This window comes from Streptomyces sp. NPDC059582, from assembly GCF_042735715.1.
In the GTDB taxonomy this organism is placed as follows: domain Bacteria; phylum Actinomycetota; class Actinomycetes; order Streptomycetales; family Streptomycetaceae; genus Streptomyces.
On record NZ_JBHWCC010000006.1, the window covers coordinates 171,952 to 192,631 of the forward strand.

Below are 20,680 nucleotides of genomic sequence, written 5' to 3' on the forward strand. Positions count from 1 at the left end.
CGCGTGAGTACAGTCCAACAGCCAGATCCCAGGGACCGCCCCGCGCGGCTCACCGTCGGTGTGGTCGGCGCCGGTCGCGTGGGCCCCGCCCTGGCCGCGTCCCTCGAACTCGCCGGACACCGCCCGGTGGCCGTCTCCGGGGTCTCCGACGCCTCCAGGAGGCGGGCCGCGCTGCTGCTGCCCGACGTGCCGGTCGTCCCGCCCGCCGAAGTGCTCCGGCGCGCCGACCTGGTGCTGCTGACCGTCCCCGACGACACCCTGCCCGACCTGGTGACCGGCCTCGCCGAGACCGGCGCCGTACGGCCGGGTCAGCTCCTCGTGCACACCTCCGGACGGTACGGCGCGAGGGTGCTGGACCCCGCCCTGCGCGCGGGCGCCCTGCCGCTGGCCCTGCACCCCGCGATGACCTTCACCGGCACCGCCGTGGACGTGCAGCGCCTGGCCGGCTGCTCCTTCGGCGTCACCGCCCCCGAAGAGCTGCGACTGGCCGCCGAGGCACTCGTCATCGAGATGGGCGGCGAGCCGGAGTGGATCGCCGAGGAGAACCGGCCGCTCTACCACGCGGCCCTCGCCCTGGGCGCCAACCACCTGGTCACGCTGGTCGCCCAGTCCATGGAGCTGCTGCGCACGGCCGGCGTCGAGGCACCCGACCGGATGCTCGGCCCGCTGCTCGGCGCCGCCCTCGACAACGCCCTGCGCTCCGGCGACGCGGCGCTCACCGGCCCCGTCGCGCGCGGGGACGCGGGCACGGTCGCCGCGCACATCGGCCAGCTTCGCGAGCACGCCCCGCAGACCGTCGCCGGCTATCTGGCGATGGCCCGCGCGACCGCCGACCGGGCGCTCGCCCACGGACTGCTGAAGCCGGAACTCGCCGAGGACCTGCTCGGGGTACTCGCCGACGGGACGGACCGGACCGACGGGACCAACGGCACCGAAGGAGCCGCCGGATGACCACCACCCTGCTGCGTACCGCCGGCGAACTGCACGCACGCACGCGTGAGGGCCGCCGGGCCGTGGTGATGACCATGGGTGCCCTGCACGAGGGACACGCCACCCTGATCCGTACCGCGCGGGCGATCGCCGGTCCGGACGGCGAGGTCGTGGTCACGGTCTTCGTCAACCCGCTCCAGTTCGGCGCGGGCGAGGACCTCGACCGCTATCCGCGCACCCTGGAGGCCGACCTCAAGATCGCCGAGCAGGCGGGCGCCGACGTCGTGTTCGCCCCGTCCGTGGACGAGGTCTACCCGGGCGGCCGGCCCGAGGTCCGGATCAGCGCGGGCCCCATGGGCGGACGCCTGGAGGGCGCCACGCGCCCCGGCCACTTCGACGGCATGCTCACCGTCGTCGGCAAGCTGCTGCACCTCACCCGGCCCGACGCGGCCCTGTTCGGGCAGAAGGACGCCCAGCAGCTCGCCCTGGTCCGGCGGATGGTGCGGGACCTGAACTTCGGCATCGAGATCGTCGGCGTACCGACCGTGCGGGAGGACGACGGCCTGGCCCTGTCCAGCCGCAACCGCTACCTCTCGCCCCGGGAGCGGAGCACCGCCCTGGCCCTGTCCCAGGCACTGTTCGCGGGCTGCGACCGGCACGCGGCCCAGGAGGCGCTGCGCGCGCGGGCGCGTGAGGTGCCCGCCACGCACGCGCGTGCCGAGGCCCTCAGCGCCATAGGCGAGTCCCGCGCGGCAGCCGACACGCACGCCGTCGCCAAGGCCGTGCCGGGTTCCGCGGCGGCCGTCCGCGCCGCCGCGCGCCTGGTGCTCGACGAGGCCGTCCGGCTCGACCCGCCGCTCGAACTGGACTACCTCGCGCTCGTCGACCCGTCCGACTTCACCGAGATCGAGGACGACTTCACCGGTGAGGCCGTCCTCGCCGTCGCCGCCCGGGTCGGTACGACCCGGCTGATCGACAACCTTCCTCTCACCTTCGGAGCCGCCTCGTGACCAGCACAGGCATACGACTGCACGCGCCCGCGCCCGGGTGGTCCATCTCCGCGGACGTGGTGGTCGTCGGCTCCGGCGTGGCCGGACTGACCGCGGCCCTGCGCTGCGAGGCCGCCGGCCTGACGACGGTCGTCGTCACCAAGGCCAGCCTCGACGACGGCTCCACCCGCTGGGCCCAGGGCGGCATCGCCGCGGCCCTCGGCGAGGGCGACACCCCGGAACAGCACCTGGACGACACGCTGGTCGCGGGCGCGGGCCTGTGCGACGAGGAGGCCGTGCGGATCCTCGTCACCGAGGGCCCCGACGCCGTACGGCGGCTGATCGAGACCGGCGCCCACTTCGACGAGTCCTCCGAGGGCGGGCTGGAACTCACCCGGGAGGGTGGCCACCACCGCCGCCGCATCGCGCACGCGGGCGGCGACGCGACCGGCGCCGAGATCTCCCGGGCGCTCGTCGAGGCGGTGCACGCGCGTGGGCTGCGGGCGATCGAAAACGCGCTCGTCCTGGACCTGCTGACGGACGCCGAGGGCCGCACCGCGGGCGTCACCCTGCACGTGATGGGTGAGGGCCAGCACGACGGCGTGGGCGCGGTGCACGCCCCCGCCGTGGTCCTCGCGACCGGCGGCATGGGCCAGGTGTTCTCCGCGACCACCAACCCGCCCGTGTCGACCGGCGACGGCGTGGCGCTCGCCCTGCGCGCGGGCGCGGAGGTCTCCGACCTGGAGTTCGTGCAGTTCCACCCCACGGTGCTGTTCCTGGGCGCCGACGCCGAGGGGCAGCAGCCGCTGGTCTCCGAGGCGGTGCGCGGCGAGGGCGCCCACCTGGTCGACGCCGACGGCGTGCGCTTCATGGTCGGGCAGCACGAGCTGGCCGAGCTGGCGCCCCGGGACATCGTCGCCAAGGGCATCATGCGCCGCATGCAGGAGCAGGACGCCGAGCACATGTTCCTCGACGCCCGGCACTTCGGCGCCGACATGTGGGAGCACCGCTTCCCGACGATCCTCGCCGCCTGCCGTGCCCACGGCATCGACCCGGTGCACGAGCCCATCCCGATCGCCCCGGCGGCCCACTACGCCTCCGGCGGTGTGCGCACCGACTCCCAGGGCCGTACGACGGTGCCCGGCCTGTACGCGTGCGGCGAGGTCGCCTGCACCGGCGTGCACGGCGCCAACCGGCTCGCCTCCAACTCGCTGCTGGAGGGTCTCGTCTACGCCGAGCGGATCGTCGCCGACATCACGGCGAGCCGGACGGCGGACGGCCTGCACGCGCGTGTGCCCGCGCCGGTGGCGCAGCCCGAGAAGCCGGCGCACCCGCTGCTCGCCCCCGAGGCCCGGTTCGCGATCCAGCGGATCATGACCGGTGGCGCCGGCGTCCTGCGTTCCGCGGACTCCCTCGCCGGGGCCGCCGAACAACTCCAGCGGCTGCACGCCGAGGCCCGCGGCGCCCTCGACGAGAACGGCAAGACCGCGGAGCCCGGCGTCGACACCTGGGAGGCCACCAACCTCCTGTGCGTGGCCCGTGTCCTGGTCGCCGCCGCCCGGCAGCGCGAGGAGACCCGCGGCTGCCACTGGCGCGAGGACCACGCCGACCGCGACGACGCCGCCTGGCGGCGCCACATCGTCGTACGGCTGAATCCGGACCGCACGCTGGCCGTGCACACCACGGACACCGCAGACTTCCCCCCGACCCTCTCCCCGGTTCTCGGCTTCGCCCGGGCAGGGGGGACCTCCCCGCACCGTCCCCAGGAGCAGTGACAGCAGTGAGCACCCCCGACCTTCCCCTCGCCTCGTCCGGCGGCTGCGGCGACGACTGTGCCTGTGGCGCGGACACCGGCGAGGAATACCTGGAGTGCGGGCTCGACCCCGCGCTCGCCCAGCTCCTGACCGACGCGGGACTCGACCCCGTGGAGGTGGAGGACATCGCCAACCTCGCCATCCAGGAGGACCTCGACCACGGCGTGGACGTGACGACGGTCGCGACCATCCCCGAGGAGGCCGTGGCCACCGCCGACTTCACCGCGCGCGAGGCGGGCGTCGTGGCGGGCCTGCGGGTCGCCGAGGCGGTGATCTCGGTCGTCTGCACGGACGAGTTCGAGGTCGAGCGGCATGTGGAGGACGGCGACCGGGTGGAGGCCGGGCAGAAGCTGCTGTCGGTCACCACGCGCACGCGTGACCTGCTGACCGCCGAGCGCAGCGCGCTCAATCTGCTGTGCCGACTGTCAGGTGTCGCGACCGCCACGCGCGCGTGGGCGGACGCCCTGGAGGGCACGAAGACCAAGGTCCGCGACACCCGCAAGACGACGCCGGGCCTGCGCTCCCTGGAGAAGTTCGCGGTGCGCTGCGGCGGCGGTGTGAACCACCGCATGTCGCTGTCCGACGCGGCCCTCGTCAAGGACAACCACGTGGTCGCCGCGGGCGGTGTCGCCCAGGCCTTCGAGGCCGTACGGGAGGCGTTCCCGGACGTGCCGATCGAGGTCGAGGTCGACACCCTGCACCAGCTGCGCGAGGTCGTGGACGCGGGTGCCGACCTGATCCTGCTGGACAACTTCACGCCAGGGGAGTGCGCGGAGGCGGTCGGCATCGTCCACGGGCGCGCGCTGCTCGAGGCGTCGGGCCGACTGACCCTGGACAACGCCAAGGCCTACGCCGACACGGGTGTCGACTTCCTGGCCGTCGGGGCGCTGACCCACTCCTCGCCGATCCTGGACATCGGCCTGGATCTGCGAGCGGCGGAGTAGGGAGCGGGAACCGGTCATGCTGCTGACGATCGACGTAGGCAACACGCACACCGTGCTCGGCCTGTTCGACGGCGAGGACATCGTCGAGCACTGGCGGATCTCGACGGACGCGCGCCGTACCGCGGACGAGCTCGCGGTGCTCCTCCAGGGGCTGATGGGCATGCACCCCCTGCTCGGGGAGGAGCTGGGGGACGGCATCGACGGGATCGCGATCTGCGCGACGGTGCCGTCCGTGCTGCACGAGCTGCGCGAGGTCACCCGCCGGTACTACGGCGACGTGCCCGCGGTGCTCGTGGAGCCCGGGGTGAAGACGGGCGTACCGATCCTCACCGACAACCCCAAGGAGGTCGGCGCCGACCGCATCATCAACTCGGTGGCGGCCGTCGAGCTGTACGGCGGGCCGGCGATCGTCGTCGACTTCGGAACGGCGACGACGTTCGACGCGGTCAGCGCGCGCGGGGAGTACGTGGGCGGTGTCATCGCGCCCGGCATCGAGATCTCGGTGGAGGCGCTGGGCGTCAGGGGCGCACAGCTGCGGAAGATCGAGGTCGCCCGGCCGAGGAGCGTCATCGGCAAGAACACGGTCGAGGCGATGCAGGCCGGGATCGTGTACGGCTTCGCCGGGCAGGTGGACGGGGTCGTGAGCCGGATGGCACGGGAGCTGGCGGACGACCCGGACGAGGTGACCGTGATCGCCACGGGCGGTCTGGCGCCGATGGTGCTGGGCGAGGCCTCGGTGATCGACGAACACGAGCCGTGGCTGACACTGATCGGCCTGCGCCTGGTCTACGAGCGCAACGTGTCCCGCATCTGAGACGGAGCAGGGCTCGACCCGCCACCCGGGGAGCCACCCGGGTGGCGCCCCGCGACGCGCCCGTCCGTTATGACGGATTTGTCTGATTAGCGCGTACCGTCACTCCATGCCCACGCCATACGGATCCCGCGGCGGCATGGCGTTCGGTGCGGAGGAGCTGCGTGTGCTCCGCCGCGCCCTCGCCCTCGCCCTGAACCCCGCCCCCGCCTCGGCCGAGGACGTCCAGGACTGTCTTCGCGTCGCCGAGTCCCTAGACGAGGCGATGCGCGAGGGCGCCCGGTTGCGTGCCTTCCTGGTGGCCGATCTCGCCCGGTACCGCGCCGCCCTCCCCGGCACCACCGCCGGATACCTCACGCTCCTGGAGGAGGCGCTGGGCGCCGGGTACCGTCCCGACCCGGACGACCTCGCCGCACTCCGGGCGCTGCGGGGGAATCCGGTCGCGGCGGTCCTCCTGGACCGCTGCCGGACCCTCGCGGAGCAGGACGTGCGCACCCGGCTCGCCCGGGGTGCCGCCAGGAGGTCCGCCGCGGCCTCCCAGGAGCCCTCGGGAGCGTCGAGGTACGTCCAGTCCACCGCGACCGTCCCGGCCTCGCGCGCCCGCCTCCTGGCGCTTCCCGGGGGCCGCTGCGGCGGCTCCGTCGGCGGCTTCCTGCGCGGTGCCGCCGACGATCCTGCCGACAAGCCCCGAAGGGAGCCCGCGGTGAAGCCGGCCCCCGCCGCCCCCAAACCCGCCCCCGACGGGCCCACGCCGGCCAGGCGCCCCATTCCCACCCCGGGCGAGGTCTTCCCGCGGCGCAAACCGTCCCAGCCGCCCGCGAACCCGTCCCAACGGCTGGCAGCGGGCTGATCGGGTCACGGGACGGGGCCGGCGCCCACCCGCCCCCGTCCCGCCGTCCCGGCGTGGCTACTCTGGGTCCATGGACTATGTCTCCGCGCTCGTGCCCCCGGTCGTCATGGCCGTGTTCTTCATCGGCGTGATCAGGGTGATCGTGAAGACCCAGAGCGGCGCCGCCAAGGCCAAGGAGGACGCGGCCGTCGACGCCGCCCTCGCGCGCGCGGAGGCCGCCCGTCAGGCCACCCCCGCGAAGTCCGAGGCCTGAGCCCGGCGCGCGGCCCCTCCCGGCCGCCGCGCGCCTGCCCGCCTCCCCGCGCCTCGCGGCGCCCCCTGCTCCGCGCCCTCCGCGCGCCTCTCGGTGGCGTACGACGCATGCCCCGCGCACCTCGGGTGCGGACCGGCATTTTCCGCGTCGTGCGCCCTTTTTGTTCCTGTTTGTTGCTGAAAGCGCACGTCCGGCACGCGATTACCGAGATCTACCACTATTGTTCTGAACTGTGCCTCGCCCATTGGGAGAACTCGAAGACGCGGTCATGACGCGGGTGTGGAAGTGGAACCGCCCGGTCACGGTTCGAGAAGTCCTGGAAGACCTTCAGCAGGAACGGTCCATCGCGTACACCACGGTGATGACCGTTTTGGACAATCTCCATCAGAAGGGCTGGGTACGCCGCGAAGCCGAAGGCCGGGCCTATCGATATGAAGCGGTCTCCACGCGTCCCGCCTACGCCGCGGCGCTGATGAACGAGGCCTGGGGGCAGAGCGACAACCCCGCGGCCGCTCTCGTCGCCTTCTTCGGCATGATGAGCGACGAACAGCGGCAGGCCCTGCGGGACGCCGTACGCATCGTCCAGGTACCGGAAACACCCGAACCCGCCCCGGCCCCCGATACCGCCGCCGATACGGCCGCGCCGGATACGTCGGAGGAGAACCCCGGCTCGGCGACGGAGGCCGACGGACGATAGCGTCCGCACATGTCGGAGAGCCCCGAAGTCACCGCTAAAGCCATCACCGTCCGGCGGGCCCGGACCAGCGATGTCCCGGCCGTGCGCCGACTCCTTGACGCGTACGTCCGTGACGGCATCCTCCTCGACAAAGCGATGGTGACGCTTTACGAGGACATCCAGGAGTTCTGGGTCGCCGAACGGGACGACAACGCCGAGGTGGTCGGCTGCGGCGCGCTGCACGTGATGTGGGAAGACCTCGCGGAAGTCCGCACTCTCGCGGTGAAGCCCGGGCTGAAGGGCGCGGGCGTCGGCCATCAGTTGCTGCGGAAGTTGCTGCACACCGCGCGCTGGCTCGGTGTTCGCCGGGTTTTCTGTCTGACCTTCGAAGTGGACTTCTTCGTCAAGCACGGCTTCGTGGAGATCGGTGAGACGCCGGTCGACACCGATGTGTACGGCGAACTCCTGCGCTCCTATGACGAGGGCGTGGCGGAGTTCCTCGGTCTCGAACGAGTGAAACCGAACACCTTGGGCAACAGCCGGATGCTTCTGCATCTGTGATCGCTGGGCATCGCGAGGTTCGGCAAGACATATTCCACCGGCGGACAAGACGATGACTTGCACCTGCTAGCACCGACTAGCACCGGACAAGCGCCGGACTAGCACCGGACAAGCCACGGACAAGCGCCGTACAACCGAGCGGGCCCTGCCCGGGTTCCCTATGTCCGAAACGCGCATGTTTCCGGTACCGGGCCGGTCCTTCGGTCTCTGTCGGGGGTTTGTGTTTTTCCCGCAAAAGCGGTTTGCTTTCCGACGTAGTGCAGTACTGCATATAACAAGGGGCGGCGAAACGGCGGACGCCGCAGACCCCCGGCCCTCACGTTTTCGATGAAAGGAAATCCGGTGGCACAGAAGGTTCAGGTCCTTCTTGTCGACGACCTCGACGGCGGCGAGGCGGACGAGACTGTGACGTTCGCGCTGGACGGCAAGACGTACGAGATCGATCTCACGACTGTCAATGCGGACAAGCTGCGCAGCCTTCTCGACCCCTATGTGAAGGGTGGCCGGCGTACCGGTGGCCGTGCCGCGGGTGGGCGTGGAAAGGCGCGCGCCGCCACCGGCGGCAGCCAGGACACCGCGCAGATCCGTGCCTGGGCGAAGGAGAACGGTTTCGAGGTCAACGACCGCGGCCGCGTTCCCGCGACCATTCGTGAGGCCTACGAGAAGGCCAACGGCTGAGCGCACGCGCGCCGCAGCCTGACCCGATGGCACTGTGTGGCCACCGTGTCCACGAGTCGTGCGAGATCGGGGGCGCCCCCAACGCCCCCCATGGCCGCGCCCCCCACGGCCGACAGCGTCGGCAGCGAGGTCTCGACCTCGCACCCCGGCACGGGGGGCCGCAACCACACGGCGGCCCCCTGAAGAGGTGGGCAGGGGCCCGGTGGGAACGGCCGGGCGGCAACCGGTCCTGGGCCTGGCCCGTGGCCCGGTCCGGGCATCAGCGGGGCCTGCATGCGCCCGCCCGCGCCGAGCGCCACCAGATCCAGCGCCAGCGCGCCCCATTCCAGCCAGTCCAGGAGCCCCGGCAGTTCGTCCGCGGCGCCCGCGGCCACGAGCAGCCGCATCCGGTCGCCCCGCAGCGCCACCGGAGAGTCCGGCGCCAGCCGCCGCAGTGCCCCGAAACCCGCCTCGGCCGGTACGTCCAGGACGTCGAAGCGCAGCCCGGTGACCAGGTGCACCGGCTCTCCGGGCACCGTCTTCCAGCCCAGTTCGTTCTCGTACCAGTGCCGCGTCCGGTCTCCCGGGGTCAGCGGCCGACGGGGAAGCGGGAGCGCGGTGACTGAGCCAACCATGCCAAGTGCAACCGTCCGAAACCCTCGCGAGTTACGCTGGGTGTTCGTGCGATTGCTCAGCGTGTCGAAAAGGGGAGCGTGTGGGGGTGCGGGGAGGCGCAAGGTTGTTCGCCCGTAGCGGAGGGAATCGGTGCGCGCGGCATGGAGTGTCCGTCCCAGCGGGTAAGACATCCCTAGTGGGAGGGGGCGACACGCAGGAAAAGCCGTCTTGCGTTCGCCATCGGCGTACTGCTGGTGCGGGTATCTGCCTGGCCTGCGGGAACATCGTCTCGCACCATCGGGTTGGAGCATATGTCGGCGTTCGGGGTCAGGAGGCCAAGGACGGTGTCGGCAGTTGGAATGAGCGGTCCCCGCTTGCGGGACTAAGCTGCGGAAGGACAGGGAGGGGAAGTTCCCCCCACTGCCTGACCGCTCTGAGGAGCGATTAACGATGTTCGAGAGGTTCACCGACCGCGCGCGGCGGGTTGTCGTCCTGGCTCAGGAAGAAGCCCGGATGCTCAACCACAACTACATCGGCACCGAGCACATCCTCCTGGGCCTGATCCACGAGGGTGAGGGTGTCGCCGCCAAGGCCCTTGAGAGCCTCGGGATTTCGCTCGAGGCGGTCCGCCAGCAGGTGGAGGAGATCATCGGGCAGGGTCAGCAGGCCCCGTCCGGACACATCCCCTTCACCCCCCGTGCCAAGAAGGTCCTGGAGCTGTCGCTCCGCGAGGCCCTTCAGCTGGGCCACAACTACATCGGCACGGAGCACATCCTGCTCGGCCTGATCCGTGAGGGCGAGGGCGTCGCCGCCCAGGTCCTGGTCAAGCTGGGCGCAGATCTGAACCGAGTGCGGCAGCAGGTGATCCAGCTGCTCTCCGGTTACCAGGGCAAGGAGACCGCCACCGCCGGCGGCCCTGCGGAGGGCACCCCCTCGACGTCCCTGGTCCTCGACCAGTTCGGCCGGAACCTCACCCAGGCCGCTCGTGAGTCCAAGCTCGACCCGGTCATCGGGCGCGAGAAGGAGATCGAGCGGGTCATGCAGGTGCTGTCCCGCCGCACCAAGAACAACCCGGTCCTGATCGGTGAGCCCGGCGTCGGCAAGACCGCCGTCGTCGAGGGCCTCGCGCAGGCCATCGTCAAGGGCGAGGTGCCCGAGACCCTCAAGGACAAGCACCTCTACACCCTGGACCTCGGTGCGCTGGTCGCCGGCTCCCGCTACCGCGGTGACTTCGAGGAGCGCCTGAAGAAGGTGCTCAAGGAGATCCGCACCCGCGGCGACATCATCCTGTTCATCGACGAGCTGCACACGCTGGTCGGTGCGGGTGCCGCCGAGGGCGCCATCGACGCCGCTTCCATCCTGAAGCCGATGCTGGCCCGTGGTGAGCTCCAGACCATCGGTGCGACGACGCTGGACGAGTACCGCAAGCACCTGGAGAAGGACGCGGCCCTCGAGCGCCGCTTCCAGCCCATCCAGGTCGCGGAGCCGTCCCTGCCGCACACCATCGAGATCCTCAAGGGTCTGCGCGACCGCTACGAGGCGCACCACCGCGTGTCCATCACGGACGAGGCGCTGGTCCAGGCCGCCACCCTGGCCGACCGGTACATCTCGGACCGCTTCCTGCCGGACAAGGCGATCGACCTGATCGACGAGGCCGGTTCCCGGATGCGTATCCGCCGGATGACCGCGCCGCCGGACCTCCGCGAGTTCGACGAGAAGATCGCCGGTGTCCGCCGGGACAAGGAGTCCGCGATCGACTCGCAGGACTTCGAGAAGGCCGCCTCCCTGCGCGACAAGGAGAAGCAGCTCCTCGCCGCGAAGGCCAAGCGGGAGAAGGAGTGGAAGGCCGGCGACATGGACGTCGTCGCCGAGGTCGACGGCGAGCTGATCGCCGAGGTCCTCGCGACCGCCACCGGCATCCCGGTCTTCAAGCTGACCGAGGAGGAGTCCTCGCGTCTGCTGCGCATGGAGGACGAGCTCCACAAGCGGGTCATCGGCCAGATCGACGCCGTCAAGGCGCTGTCGAAGGCGATCCGCCGTACGCGTGCCGGTCTGAAGGACCCGAAGCGCCCCGGTGGCTCGTTCATCTTCGCCGGCCCGTCCGGTGTCGGTAAGACCGAGCTGTCCAAGGCGCTCGCGGAGTTCCTCTTCGGTGACGAGGACGCGCTGATCTCCCTCGACATGTCGGAGTTCAGCGAGAAGCACACGGTCTCGCGTCTCTTCGGCTCGCCCCCCGGCTACGTGGGCTACGAGGAGGGCGGCCAGCTGACCGAGAAGGTCCGCCGCAAGCCGTTCTCCGTCGTCCTCTTCGACGAGGTCGAGAAGGCCCACCCGGACATCTTCAACTCGTTGCTGCAGATCCTGGAGGACGGTCGTCTGACCGACTCCCAGGGCCGGGTCGTGGACTTCAAGAACACGGTCATCATCATGACGACCAACCTCGGCACCCGGGACATCTCCAAGGGCTTCAACCTGGGCTTCGCGGCCTCGGGTGACACGAAGACCAACTACGAGCGCATGAAGAACAAGGTCTCGGACGAGCTCAAGCAGCACTTCCGGCCCGAGTTCCTCAACCGCGTCGACGACGTGGTCGTCTTCCCGCAGCTGACCCAGGCGGACATCCTGCGGATCGTCGACCTGATGGTCGGCAAGGTGGACGAGCGCCTGAAGGACCGGGACATGGGCATCGAGCTCTCCCAGTCCGCCAAGGAGCTGCTGTCGAAGAAGGGCTACGACCCCGTGCTGGGTGCCCGGCCGCTGCGCCGCACCATCCAGCGCGAGATCGAGGACACCCTCTCGGAGAAGATCCTCTTCGGCGAGCTGCGTCCCGGCCACATCGTGGTCGTGGACACCGAGGGCGAGGGCGACGCCAAGACCTTCACCTTCCGGGGTGAGGAGAAGTCGGCGCTGCCGGACGTCCCGCCGATCGAGCAGGCGGCCGGCGGTGCCGGGCCGAACCTGAGCAAGGACGCGTAAGCCGCAGGGCGACGCCAGAAGGGGCCGGTGCGAAAGCACCGGCCCCTTCGTCATGCCCGGATGTGGTTACGACAGCTGACCGTCGTAGTCCGGCAGCTTGTACGTCTGCTCGGCGTGGCCGCCCGACAGGTCGGTGGCGCTGTTGCCGATGTTCGCGATGATCGTGTAGCCCTTGGACTCGATGTCGACGCGCTGGGCGGTCTTGTACGTGGCGACGTTCTTGAAGAGGTCGAACAGGCCGCGCACGTAGAGACCGGAGACGTCGTAGCCGTCGTGCTCCAGGTTGTACTCGGTGGGCAGGGAGATGATGCCCGGCCGCGCGGTGACGAAGAACAGGGAGACGCCGTGCTCCTGGGCGTACTTGGCGACCGACAGGACCGGCTTGTTGGCCGGCTGCGGGAAGCTGAAGCCGAAGTCGGTCTCCAGCGTGGTGTTGTCGATGTCGAAGACGATCGCCTGCTTCTCGCCCGGCTTGGTGGCGGCGATGCGCTGCTTCAGGTAGGGCAGGGCCTGGTCCATCACGGACCGGCAATCCTGCTGCCAGGTCGCGTAGTCGACGTCCGCGGCGGCGGACGCGGTGCTGGTCGACGTCGCGGCCTCGGCGGGGGCGGCCATGGCGACGAGTGCGGCCGCCGCGACGGCGGTCGCGGAGATGCGGCGAGTCCAGGGGCCTCGTCTGTTCATCGGTGGGGGTCCTCTCACATCCGTACGCTGCCGTGTCGTGAGCATGATCGTGCGTGAGGGTGGCGCGAGGGGAACCGTAGGGTTACCGGACGGTAGGTGTACAGAGAGGTGCGTCACAACACGCCGTATATTTAGGCGACTTGGGGGTCGGCGGGCAGTGTCGCGAGGAGGCCGTCCGGCGGGGCCGTCACCTCGGGGGCGAGGACGACGTGATCTCGCGCAGGCCGGGGAAGAGCGCCTGCGGTGAGTACGGCACGGCGGGACACGGAGCCTCACCCCGCGCGAGCCGACGGCGAGCCCGGCCCAGGGGGGCTCGCGACGAACGGCTTCCCGCCGATCGGTGTGATCGCGTGCGACGCCAACCGGATACCGACGGCGGCCGGTTCATGTCGCTCCCCTGGGGTTCGTGGACCGGTACGGGTCGGCGTAGCCCGCGTCACATTCCCAAGTCTCCCGATCCTTGGGGCCGGTGACATGGCGCACAGGCGATACATCCGGTACTACCCGGGATAGTGGAAACGTCAAAAAAGGCAAAAAGGACATTGCGTACTGAACCTCTGGGATTCGACCCCCGTTCGGCGGGCTTCTGCGGTGAATGGGCGTTGTGTCAAGAAGTGCACGATTTGGCGGTTACGTACTACCTTCTGTCGTAGATCGCCGGTTTGAGTGCTCATGGGCTCCCGGGTTACCAAGAGATGCCCCACCCGGCAGCCGTCTGTGCGCCGGGTGGTTCTACTGTCCCCGGCCCCATGAGGTTTCGATGTTCCAGCGAGTCACGTCCCGTTCCTCCCGTACGCCCCTGCTCCGCAACCGCGCCGCCGTGCTGGCCGCCGGTCTGGGGACGACGGTCGTACTGGGGGCCGGGGTCGCGGCTGCCGCCACACCGGCCGTCGCCGCCCCCGCCGCCGCCCCGGCCGCCAAGACCGTCGCATCGGCTGCCTCGTGGGTCCACCCGGTCCAGCGGTACACGCTGTCCGCCACCTTCAACCAGGCCGGCGGCATGTGGGCGCACAAGCACTCCGGCCAGGACTTCGCGGTGCCGATGGGGACCAACGTCGTCGCCGCGAACGGCGGAACGGTCGTCAAGACCGGCGGCAACGGCGCCGGTGACGGCCCCGCCTACGGCAACGCCATCGTCATCCGGCACAGCAACGGCATGTACTCGCAGTACGCCCACCTGTCGCGCATCGACGTGCGAGTCGGTCAGATCGTCCGGGCCGGCCAGCACATCGCCCTGTCCGGCAACACCGGCAACTCCAGTGGCCCGCACCTGCACTTCGAGATCCGGAGCACCCCGAACTACGGCTCGGCGGTCAACCCGGTCGCGTACCTGCGGGGCAAGGGCGTGGCGGTCTGAGTCCGACCGCTCCCGGTCACGAGCCCTGGTGGGCTCGCGTCACCTGATCGACGGCGACCTCGAGGACAGCCTTGCGCTTGTCCTCGGGGTCGCCTTCGAGATCCTGCATCACGAACATGCCGGCGTGCAGCGTGAAGATGGCGCTGAGGCAGCGGACCTGGTCGACCAGTGGGGCGTCCGGGTCGATGATGATGTCGCGCAGGCCGCGCATGCGGTCCTTGAAGGTGTCGCCGATCTGCAGTTCCCGTACCGTCGCCTGGTTCTCCTGCATGAAGCGGAACAGCGGTGACGCGTCGGAGAGGGCCTGGTGGTAGCGCCGGACGATCTCCTGCTTGGTCTCCAGCGTGTGCGGCTGCCCCTTGCCCCACTCGATGAGCTCCTCGATGGGTCTCGTCAGGTCCTCGAAGATGCTGACCAGGATCTCTTCCTTGGTCTTGAAGTGGTAGTAGAGGGCGGCCTTGGTGACGTCCAGTCCCTCGGCGATCTCGCGCAACGAGGTCTTCTCGTAGCCCTGCTCGGCGAAGAGTTCGAGCGCGACGTCCTGGATGCGCTGGCGGGTGTTGCCGCGGCGCTGCTGCTTGGTGCCGTCCATGATGCCGCCCATCCTCGTACTCCTCGCGCTCCCAGGAAACTTACTTGACGACCGGCTAGTTCCAGGTCTATTTTCCCCAGTGTAGTCAACTAGCCGGTCGGCAAGTAAGTAGCAGACTGGGGGAGCGGGAACGATGGCGGACACACAGACAGTCGACACGGTCGGCATGGACGGCGAGAAACAGCCCAAGAGCGTGCGGGTGGTCCTGCTCGCGCTGATGATCACGATGATGCTCGCGATGCTCGACAACATGATCGTGGGCACGGCGATGCCGACGATCGTGGGCGAGCTCGGCGGACTCGAACACCTTTCCTGGGTCGTGACGGCGTACACCCTCGCCACTGCGGCCTCCACCCCGATCTGGGGCAAGGTCGGCGACATGTACGGCCGCAAGGGCTCCTTCATGTCGTCGATCGTGATCTTCCTGGTCGGCTCCGCGATGAGCGGCATGGCCCAGAACATGGGCGAACTGATCGGTTTCCGGGCTGTTCAGGGCCTCGGCGCCGGCGGTCTGATGGTCGGTGTCATGGCGATCATCGGCGATCTGATCCCGCCCCGGGAGCGCGGCAAGTACCAGGGCATGATGGCCGGCATCATGGCGCTGGCCATGATCGGCGGACCGCTGGTCGGCGGCACCATCACCGACAACTGGGGCTGGCGCTGGTCCTTCTACATCAACCTGCCGCTCGGCGTGGTCGCGCTCACCGCGATCAGTGTCGTCCTGCACCTGCCGAAGAAGCGGTCCAAGACGCGCATCGACTACCTGGGCGCCACGCTGCTGACCGTCGGCATCACCTCCATCGTCCTCGTCACCACCTGGGGCGGTACGGAGTACGCCTGGACGTCCGCGCGGATCATGGAGCTCATCGGGATCGGTGTCGGCTCGCTGATCGGCTTCGTGTTCTGGCAGACGAAGGCCACCGAGCCGATCGTGCCGCTGCACATCTTCCGCAGCCTCAACTTCACGCTGATGTCGGTCATCGGCTTCATCACCGGCTTCGCGATGTTCGGTGCCACGCTCTTCCTGCCGCTGTATCAGCAGGCGGTGCAGGGCGCGTCCGCGACCAACTCCGGTCTGCTGCTCCTGCCGCTGCTGGGCGCCATGCTCGTGACCTCGATGGTCGCCGGGCGGGTCACCACCAACACCGGCCGATACAAGATCTTCCCCGTCGCCGGCGGTGTGCTGATGACGGTCGGCCTGTATCTGCTGTCCACGATGGACACGGACACCACCCGGTTCATCTCCGGCGTCTACATGGCCGTCCTCGGTCTGGGCATGGGCTGCCTGATGCAGATCACCATGCTGGTGGCGCAGAACAGCGTGGAGATGAAGGACATGGGCGTCGCGTCCTCCTCCACCACTCTGTTCCGTACGCTCGGTTCGTCGTTCGGCGTCGCGATCATGGGCGCGCTGTTCAACCACCGGGTGCAGGACGTCATGGCCGAGAAGGCCGGCGCGCTGGGCTCGAAGGTCACCGAGCAGTCCGCGCAGCTGGACGCGGCCAGCCTGGCCAAGCTTCCGGCGGCGGCCCGTGAGGCCTACCAGCACGCGGTGTCGGCCGGCACGCACTCGGCGTTCGTGCTGGGTGCCGCGGTGGCCGTGATCGTGATGGTGGCGTCGGTGTTCGTGAAGGAGGTCCCGCTCAAGGGCGCGGGGCCGAAGCCGGACGGTGCCACGGACGAGACGGCGCCGACGGCGCCGCTGGCCGAGGCCATCTGATCCGAGCACGCCCCGAAGGCCCCCGGCGGGTGTCCGCCCCGGGGGCCTTCGGCTGTTCCGGCCGGGGTGGCCTGCGGCGGATGCTCCGGGGTCGAGCCGATGCCCGGTGGCCGGGATGCGCCCGGGACCGGGCTGACCTGGCCCGGTGGCCGGGACGCGCCCCGGGACCGAGCTGATCCCCGGTGGCCGGGACGCGCCCCGGGACCGAGCTGATCCCCGGTGGCCGGGATGCGCCCGGGACCGGGCTGACCTCCAGGGACCGGGCTGACCTCCAGGGATCGAGCCGACCACCAAAGGGCCGGGACGCGCTCCGGGATCGAGCTGATCCCCGGTGGCCGGGATGGTCCCGAGTCCGGGCTGACCTCCAGGGGGGTGAGCCGACCTTCCCGGGATCGAGCCGATCACCTCGGGATCGAGCCGACCTTCCCGGGATCGAGCCGACCACCCCGGGATCGAGCCGACCTTCCCCGGATCGAGCCGACCTCCCGGGCCGATCCGACCTCCAAAGGGACCGGGACGCGCCCCGGGACCGAGCTGATCCCCGGTGGCCGGGATGCGCCCGAGTCCGGGCTGACCTCCAGGGGGGCGAGCCGACCTTCCCGGGATCGAGCCGACCACCCCGGGATCGAGCCGACCTCCCGGGCCGAGGCGACCTCCAAAGGGACCGGGACGCGCCCCGGGACCGAGCTGATCCCCGGTGGCCGGGATGCGCCCGAGTCCGGGCTGACCTCCAGGGGGCGAGCCGACCTTCCCGGGATCGAGCCGACCCCCAAGGGACCGGGACGCGCCCCGGGGCCCAGCCGACCCCCAGGGGCGAGATCTGGCCGCCCTACTGTCCCGGCAGCATCGGGTAGCTCCCCGTGTTGGTCGGGGCGTGTTCCGGCAGCCACAGCACCGCGACCGCCCCCTCGGCCGGGACGTGCGCCGGTGCTCCGGCCGGGCGGACGTTGCGGAAGGTCAGGCGGGCGCCCAGCACCCGGGCCTGGCCGGCCGCGATCGTCAGGCCCAGGCCGTGGCCGCGCCCCGAGCGGTCGCTGCTGCCGGTACGGAACCGGCTCGGGCCCTCGGCGAGCAGGTTCTCGGGGAAGCCGGGGCCGTGGTCGCGGACCCGGATGACCCGGCCCTCGACGGTGACCTGGATCGGCGGCTTGCCGTGCCGGGCGGCGTTGGCCAGCAGGTTGAACAGCACGCGCTCCAGGCGCCGCGGGTCGGTGGTCACCTCCGACTCGTGCACCACCCGCACCTCGACCGTGGGGTCCTTCGCCGCCACCCGCCGAGTCACGAACTCGCCCAGGATGATGTCCTGCAACTCGGCCCGCTCGGAGGCGCCGTCCAGCCGGGCCACCTCCAGCACGTCCTCGACGAGCGTGCGCATCGCCTTCGCCCGGTCCAGTACGAGCTCCGTCGGGCGGCCGGGCGGCAGCAGCTCGGCCGCCGTCAGCAGCCCGGTGACCGGGGTGCGCAGCTCGTGCGCGATGTCGGCGGTGACCCGGCGCTCCGCCTCGATCCGCTGCTGGAGCGCGTCCGCCATCGCGTCCACCGCCCGCGCGAGGTCGTCCGTCTCGTCCCGGACGACCCCGCCGATGGCCTCCCGCACCCGTACCTCGGTCTCGCCCTTGGCGACCCGGTTCGCCGCGGCGGCCGCCTTGCGCAGCCGGCGCGACAGCTGGCCGCCGATGAGCACGCCGAGCGCGCTCCCGCCGAGGACCACCGCGATCGAGCCGATCACCAGAGCCTGGTCGAGGTCCTTGATGATGTCGGTGCTGCGGTCGGTGAACCCCGTGTGCAGCGACAGCACATGCCCGCCCTTGACCGGCACGGCCGCCCAGATGTCCGGAACCCCGCCCGCCCGGTCGGACACGAAGGTCGCCCGGCGCCCCTCGGCGACCTTCTCCCGCAGTTCCGGCGGCAGATCCGCGTCGTCGATCTTGATGTTGGGGAAGTTCAGCCGCCCCGACACCTCGTAGTTGCGCTCGGCGATCAGCACGCGCTCGTCCGCGAGGTCGCGCGCGTTGTCCAGCATCGAGACCCGGGCCGCGTTGTGGACGACCAGGCTGAGCGCGATCGCCACCAGCGCGCCGACCAGCGCGATGGCCGCGCTCAGCTTCCACCGCAGCCCGGTGCGTATGCCCGAGCGCTCCACGTCCGCCGGGAACAGGCGGCTGATGATCCCCCGCATGCCGGCCCCGCTCAGGCCTTCAGCTTGTAGCCGAAGCCGCGGACCGTCTCGATGCGGTCCTGGCCGATCTTCGTACGCAGTCGCTGCACATGGACGTCGACCACGCGGGTGTCCCCGCCCCAGCCGTAGTCCCACACGCGCTCCAGGAGCTTGTCCCGGGAGAGCACGGTGCCGGGCGCGGAGGAGAACTCCAGGAGCAGCCGCATCTCGGTCGGGGTCAGGCCCACCGGCCGACCGGCGCGCCGCACCTCCATGCCCTCCGTGTCGATCTCCAGCTCGCCGAAGGTCAGCATCCCGCCGGTGGCGGCGGAGGCCGCCTCGTCCGCGCGGTCGGCGCCGCCGGCGTGGCCGAAGCGGCGCAGCACCGCGCGGATGCGGGCGACCAGGACGGCCCCGTCGAACGGCTTGGTCACGTAGTCGTCGGCCCCCGCTTCCAGGCCCAGGACGACGTCGATGGAGTCGGCGCGCGCCGACAGCATGATCACCGGGACGGTGGACTCGTCGCGGATGCGCCGGCACAGGCTGACGCCGTCCAGGCCGGGCACCATGACGTCCAGCAGCGCGATGTCGGGGCGGTTCGCCCGGAACGCCTCCAGGCCCGACAGTCCGTCGGGCATCGCGGTGACCACGAAGCCGTCCCGCTCCAGGGCGAGCTGTGTGGCCTCGCGGATGACGTCGTCGTCCTCGACGAACAGCACGTGGGTCTGGTCTGCCATCCCGGTGTTCTCAGTCCTTCCGGGTGTCCTGGTGGTGGGGGGTCAGTTGCTCTCGGGCGCCGGGGTCGGCTCCGCGCCGACCGCGTTGCTGTAGTCGTTGTGGGTGCGGTACTCCTCGGTGAACCGGCCCGCGGCCCAGCGATAGGTGATCACGTTCTCGCCGGACGGACTCGACACCGGGTCGCCCTTCTCGTACACCTGCTTGGTCACCACCAGGTCGCCGCGGTCTATCTCCGCGTATACCGGAGGCTCCTCGGCCTTGAACACGTTCGTGTAGCGGCCGCCCCGCTCGCGGTACACGTACGCGCCCACACCGACCGCGTCACCGCAGGTCAGCACGTTGACGACGACATCGCTCGCCGATCCGCCGGTCAGCTCGCCGTAAGACACGTCCACCGGGTACTCGTCGCCGACGCACGGCTTGAGCTCCCGCTTGACCTCCGCGGAGACCCGCGGGTCGTCCTTGACGAGCCGGACCGCGTCCACCTGGTCCCTCGTGACCGAGGGCGAGGCCGCGGGGGACGGCGCGGATCCCGCCACCGCGTCGGCATGGGCCGGGCCCTCGTCCCGGGCGCCGGTGCCGCCGGTGGCGCAGGCGGCGGCGAAAAACCCGAGGGCGGCGAGCACGGACATCGCCGTGATCACCGCCTGGAAGGTCCCGCGGGCCGCTGTGGGCCCGGCGCCGGTCAGGCCGCGCAACGCTCCTGCTCCTCACGCTCCAGCGCGCGTGCGTCCAGATCGCGGCTCTCCAGCTCCTCGCGGAGCCGGGCGAGCGCCCGGTGCAGCGTGCTCTTGACCGTTCCGGCCGACATGCCCAGGGCAGCGGCCGTTTCCTCCGTGGACATCTGCTCCCAGTGTCGCAGCACGACAACACTGCGCTGCTTCGGGGCGAGCACCTTCATGGCGTCCATCAGCAGGGCGCGGTCCGCGTGCTGCTCGGTGGAGTCGTCGACACAGGCGTCCGGCAGCTGCTCGGTGGGCACCTCTTCGAGCTTGCGCGCCCGCCACCACTCGGTCCGCGTGTTGATCATGACCCGTCGCAGGTAGGCGTCCGCGAGTCGCTTGTCGGCGATACCGTCCCAGCGGCCGTACGTCCGTGCCAGCGCCGTCTGGAGCAGGTCCTGGGCGTCGACCGGGTCCGGCACCAGCCGACGTGCGCTGCGCAGCAGCGCGTCCTGTCGGGTGCGGACGTACTCCTCGAATTCGAGCACCTCGCCCTGCGCCATGATCAACCGCCTCCGTTCCCCGTTTTTCTCCGGCCCGTGTCCGTCGTCCCCGTGGTTCCGCCGGGCACGCAAATGAAGCTACGGAGGTGTTGTCACGGGGCTGTCCGAAGCAGCCTGCGGAGAGCGCTCG

20 protein-coding genes are annotated in these 20,680 nt (G+C 70.7%); 13 read left to right on the top strand and 7 right to left on the bottom strand.

Annotated features, from left to right (window positions below):
* The first annotated feature begins 3 nt into the window (after positions 1-3).
* The 10 genes from ACFV0T_RS08405 to ACFV0T_RS08450 all read left to right on the top strand — a co-directional run bounded on the left by ACFV0T_RS08405 (position 4) and on the right by ACFV0T_RS08450 (position 8,506).
* Complete coding sequence (locus ACFV0T_RS08405; protein ID WP_385775833.1) at positions 4-951, top strand: Rossmann-like and DUF2520 domain-containing protein; 948 nt, start codon at positions 4-6, stop codon at positions 949-951.
* Positions 948-1,940: a pantoate--beta-alanine ligase gene (gene panC, locus ACFV0T_RS08410; RefSeq protein ID WP_385775835.1), complete on the top strand. Its 993-nt coding sequence runs from the start codon at positions 948-950 to the stop codon at positions 1,938-1,940. Before ACFV0T_RS08405 ends, panC begins: the two co-directional genes overlap by 4 nt.
* Positions 1,937-3,694: an L-aspartate oxidase gene (locus ACFV0T_RS08415; RefSeq protein WP_385775837.1), complete on the top strand. Its 1,758-nt coding sequence runs from the start codon at positions 1,937-1,939 to the stop codon at positions 3,692-3,694. The genes panC and ACFV0T_RS08415 overlap by 4 nt, the downstream gene beginning before the upstream one ends.
* Before the next feature lie 5 nt (positions 3,695-3,699).
* On the top strand, positions 3,700-4,677 hold the full coding sequence (gene nadC, locus ACFV0T_RS08420; RefSeq protein WP_385775839.1) for a carboxylating nicotinate-nucleotide diphosphorylase: 978 nt from the start codon (positions 3,700-3,702) through the stop codon (positions 4,675-4,677).
* A 16-nt stretch (positions 4,678-4,693) separates the two neighbouring features.
* Positions 4,694-5,491, top strand: a complete 798-nt coding sequence (locus tag ACFV0T_RS08425; protein ID WP_385775841.1) for a type III pantothenate kinase — start codon at positions 4,694-4,696, stop codon at positions 5,489-5,491.
* Between the two features lie 136 nt (positions 5,492-5,627).
* The gene (locus ACFV0T_RS08430) at positions 5,628-6,338 is read left to right on the top strand and encodes a hypothetical protein (RefSeq protein WP_385775932.1); all 711 of its coding nucleotides are present in this window, start codon (positions 5,628-5,630) and stop codon (positions 6,336-6,338) included.
* A 70-nt stretch (positions 6,339-6,408) separates the two neighbouring features.
* Positions 6,409-6,591, top strand: coding sequence for a hypothetical protein (locus ACFV0T_RS08435; RefSeq protein WP_385775843.1), 183 nt, complete (start codon positions 6,409-6,411; stop codon positions 6,589-6,591).
* Between the two features lie 232 nt (positions 6,592-6,823).
* Positions 6,824-7,288: a BlaI/MecI/CopY family transcriptional regulator gene (locus ACFV0T_RS08440; protein WP_385775845.1), complete on the top strand. Its 465-nt coding sequence runs from the start codon at positions 6,824-6,826 to the stop codon at positions 7,286-7,288.
* A 9-nt stretch (positions 7,289-7,297) separates the two neighbouring features.
* Entirely contained in the window at positions 7,298-7,828 is a 531-nt protein-coding gene (locus ACFV0T_RS08445) for an amino-acid N-acetyltransferase (protein WP_385775847.1), read from the top strand.
* 342 nt (positions 7,829-8,170) lie between these two features.
* A complete protein-coding gene (locus tag ACFV0T_RS08450; RefSeq protein ID WP_385775849.1) occupies positions 8,171-8,506 on the top strand; it encodes an Lsr2 family protein in 336 nt (111 codons plus the stop codon).
* Here ACFV0T_RS08450 and ACFV0T_RS08455 read toward each other — a convergent pair.
* On the bottom strand, positions 8,485-9,120 hold the full coding sequence (locus ACFV0T_RS08455; RefSeq protein WP_385775851.1) for an SCO3374 family protein: 636 nt from the start codon (positions 9,118-9,120) through the stop codon (positions 8,485-8,487). The genes ACFV0T_RS08450 and ACFV0T_RS08455 overlap by 22 nt on opposite strands.
* Positions 9,121-9,550: 430 nt before the next feature.
* Between ACFV0T_RS08455 and ACFV0T_RS08460 the strand changes: the two genes are divergently transcribed.
* Positions 9,551-12,076: an ATP-dependent Clp protease ATP-binding subunit gene (locus tag ACFV0T_RS08460; RefSeq protein WP_385775853.1), complete on the top strand. Its 2,526-nt coding sequence runs from the start codon at positions 9,551-9,553 to the stop codon at positions 12,074-12,076.
* Between the two features lie 66 nt (positions 12,077-12,142).
* On the opposite strand, the gene ACFV0T_RS08465 is transcribed toward ACFV0T_RS08460, so the two are convergent.
* Entirely contained in the window at positions 12,143-12,760 is a 618-nt protein-coding gene (locus ACFV0T_RS08465) for an HAD family acid phosphatase (RefSeq protein WP_385775855.1), read from the bottom strand.
* Between the two features lie 760 nt (positions 12,761-13,520).
* Between ACFV0T_RS08465 and ACFV0T_RS08470 the strand changes: the two genes are divergently transcribed.
* Positions 13,521-14,117, top strand: coding sequence for a M23 family metallopeptidase (locus ACFV0T_RS08470; protein ID WP_385775857.1), 597 nt, complete (start codon positions 13,521-13,523; stop codon positions 14,115-14,117).
* 16 nt (positions 14,118-14,133) lie between these two features.
* Here the strand turns inward: ACFV0T_RS08470 and ACFV0T_RS08475 are convergent, their stop codons facing one another.
* A complete protein-coding gene (locus ACFV0T_RS08475; RefSeq protein ID WP_385775859.1) occupies positions 14,134-14,721 on the bottom strand; it encodes a TetR/AcrR family transcriptional regulator in 588 nt (195 codons plus the stop codon).
* Positions 14,722-14,842: 121 nt separating this feature from the next.
* On the opposite strand from ACFV0T_RS08475, the gene ACFV0T_RS08480 reads away from it, so the two are divergent.
* Positions 14,843-16,429: an MDR family MFS transporter gene (locus ACFV0T_RS08480; protein WP_385775861.1), complete on the top strand. Its 1,587-nt coding sequence runs from the start codon at positions 14,843-14,845 to the stop codon at positions 16,427-16,429.
* 829 nt (positions 16,430-17,258) lie between these two features.
* On the opposite strand, the gene cseC is transcribed toward ACFV0T_RS08480, so the two are convergent.
* From cseC to ACFV0T_RS08500, 4 genes are read right to left on the bottom strand one after another with little or no spacing between them, the layout of a single operon-like run.
* Positions 17,259-18,608 (bottom strand): two-component system sensor histidine kinase CseC, encoded by a 1,350-nt coding sequence (cseC, locus tag ACFV0T_RS08485; protein WP_385775863.1) that lies wholly within the window; start codon positions 18,606-18,608, stop codon positions 17,259-17,261.
* Between the two features lie 11 nt (positions 18,609-18,619).
* A complete protein-coding gene (gene cseB, locus ACFV0T_RS08490; RefSeq protein ID WP_385775865.1) occupies positions 18,620-19,324 on the bottom strand; it encodes a two-component system response regulator CseB in 705 nt (234 codons plus the stop codon).
* A gap of 42 nt (positions 19,325-19,366) precedes the next feature.
* Complete coding sequence (locus ACFV0T_RS08495; RefSeq protein ID WP_385775867.1) at positions 19,367-20,023, bottom strand: hypothetical protein; 657 nt, start codon at positions 20,021-20,023, stop codon at positions 19,367-19,369.
* Positions 20,011-20,550 (bottom strand): SigE family RNA polymerase sigma factor, encoded by a 540-nt coding sequence (locus ACFV0T_RS08500; protein WP_385775869.1) that lies wholly within the window; start codon positions 20,548-20,550, stop codon positions 20,011-20,013. The genes ACFV0T_RS08495 and ACFV0T_RS08500 overlap by 13 nt, the downstream gene beginning before the upstream one ends.
* Positions 20,551-20,680 lie beyond the last annotated feature (130 nt).

Bases quoted from the DNA above. Each gene is read 5' to 3' on its own strand.
- panC (WP_385775835.1), top strand. From the start codon at position 948: ATGACCACCACCCTGCTGCGTACCGCCGGCGAACTGCACGCACGCACG.
- ACFV0T_RS08425 (WP_385775841.1), top strand. From the start codon at position 4,694: ATGCTGCTGACGATCGACGTAGGCAACACGCACACCGTGCTCGGCCTG.
- ACFV0T_RS08430 (WP_385775932.1), top strand. From the start codon at position 5,628: ATGGCGTTCGGTGCGGAGGAGCTGCGTGTGCTCCGCCGCGCCCTCGCC.
- ACFV0T_RS08435 (WP_385775843.1), top strand. From the start codon at position 6,409: ATGGACTATGTCTCCGCGCTCGTGCCCCCGGTCGTCATGGCCGTGTTC.
- ACFV0T_RS08445 (WP_385775847.1), top strand. From the start codon at position 7,298: ATGTCGGAGAGCCCCGAAGTCACCGCTAAAGCCATCACCGTCCGGCGG.
- ACFV0T_RS08455 (WP_385775851.1), bottom strand. From the start codon at position 9,120: ATGGTTGGCTCAGTCACCGCGCTCCCGCTTCCCCGTCGGCCGCTGACC.
- ACFV0T_RS08460 (WP_385775853.1), top strand. From the start codon at position 9,551: ATGTTCGAGAGGTTCACCGACCGCGCGCGGCGGGTTGTCGTCCTGGCT.
- ACFV0T_RS08465 (WP_385775855.1), bottom strand. From the start codon at position 12,760: ATGAACAGACGAGGCCCCTGGACTCGCCGCATCTCCGCGACCGCCGTC.
- ACFV0T_RS08470 (WP_385775857.1), top strand. From the start codon at position 13,521: ATGTTCCAGCGAGTCACGTCCCGTTCCTCCCGTACGCCCCTGCTCCGC.
- ACFV0T_RS08475 (WP_385775859.1), bottom strand. From the start codon at position 14,721: ATGGGCGGCATCATGGACGGCACCAAGCAGCAGCGCCGCGGCAACACC.
- ACFV0T_RS08480 (WP_385775861.1), top strand. From the start codon at position 14,843: ATGGCGGACACACAGACAGTCGACACGGTCGGCATGGACGGCGAGAAA.
- cseC (WP_385775863.1), bottom strand. From the start codon at position 18,608: ATGCGGGGGATCATCAGCCGCCTGTTCCCGGCGGACGTGGAGCGCTCG.
- cseB (WP_385775865.1), bottom strand. From the start codon at position 19,324: ATGGCAGACCAGACCCACGTGCTGTTCGTCGAGGACGACGACGTCATC.
- ACFV0T_RS08500 (WP_385775869.1), bottom strand. From the start codon at position 20,550: ATGGCGCAGGGCGAGGTGCTCGAATTCGAGGAGTACGTCCGCACCCGA.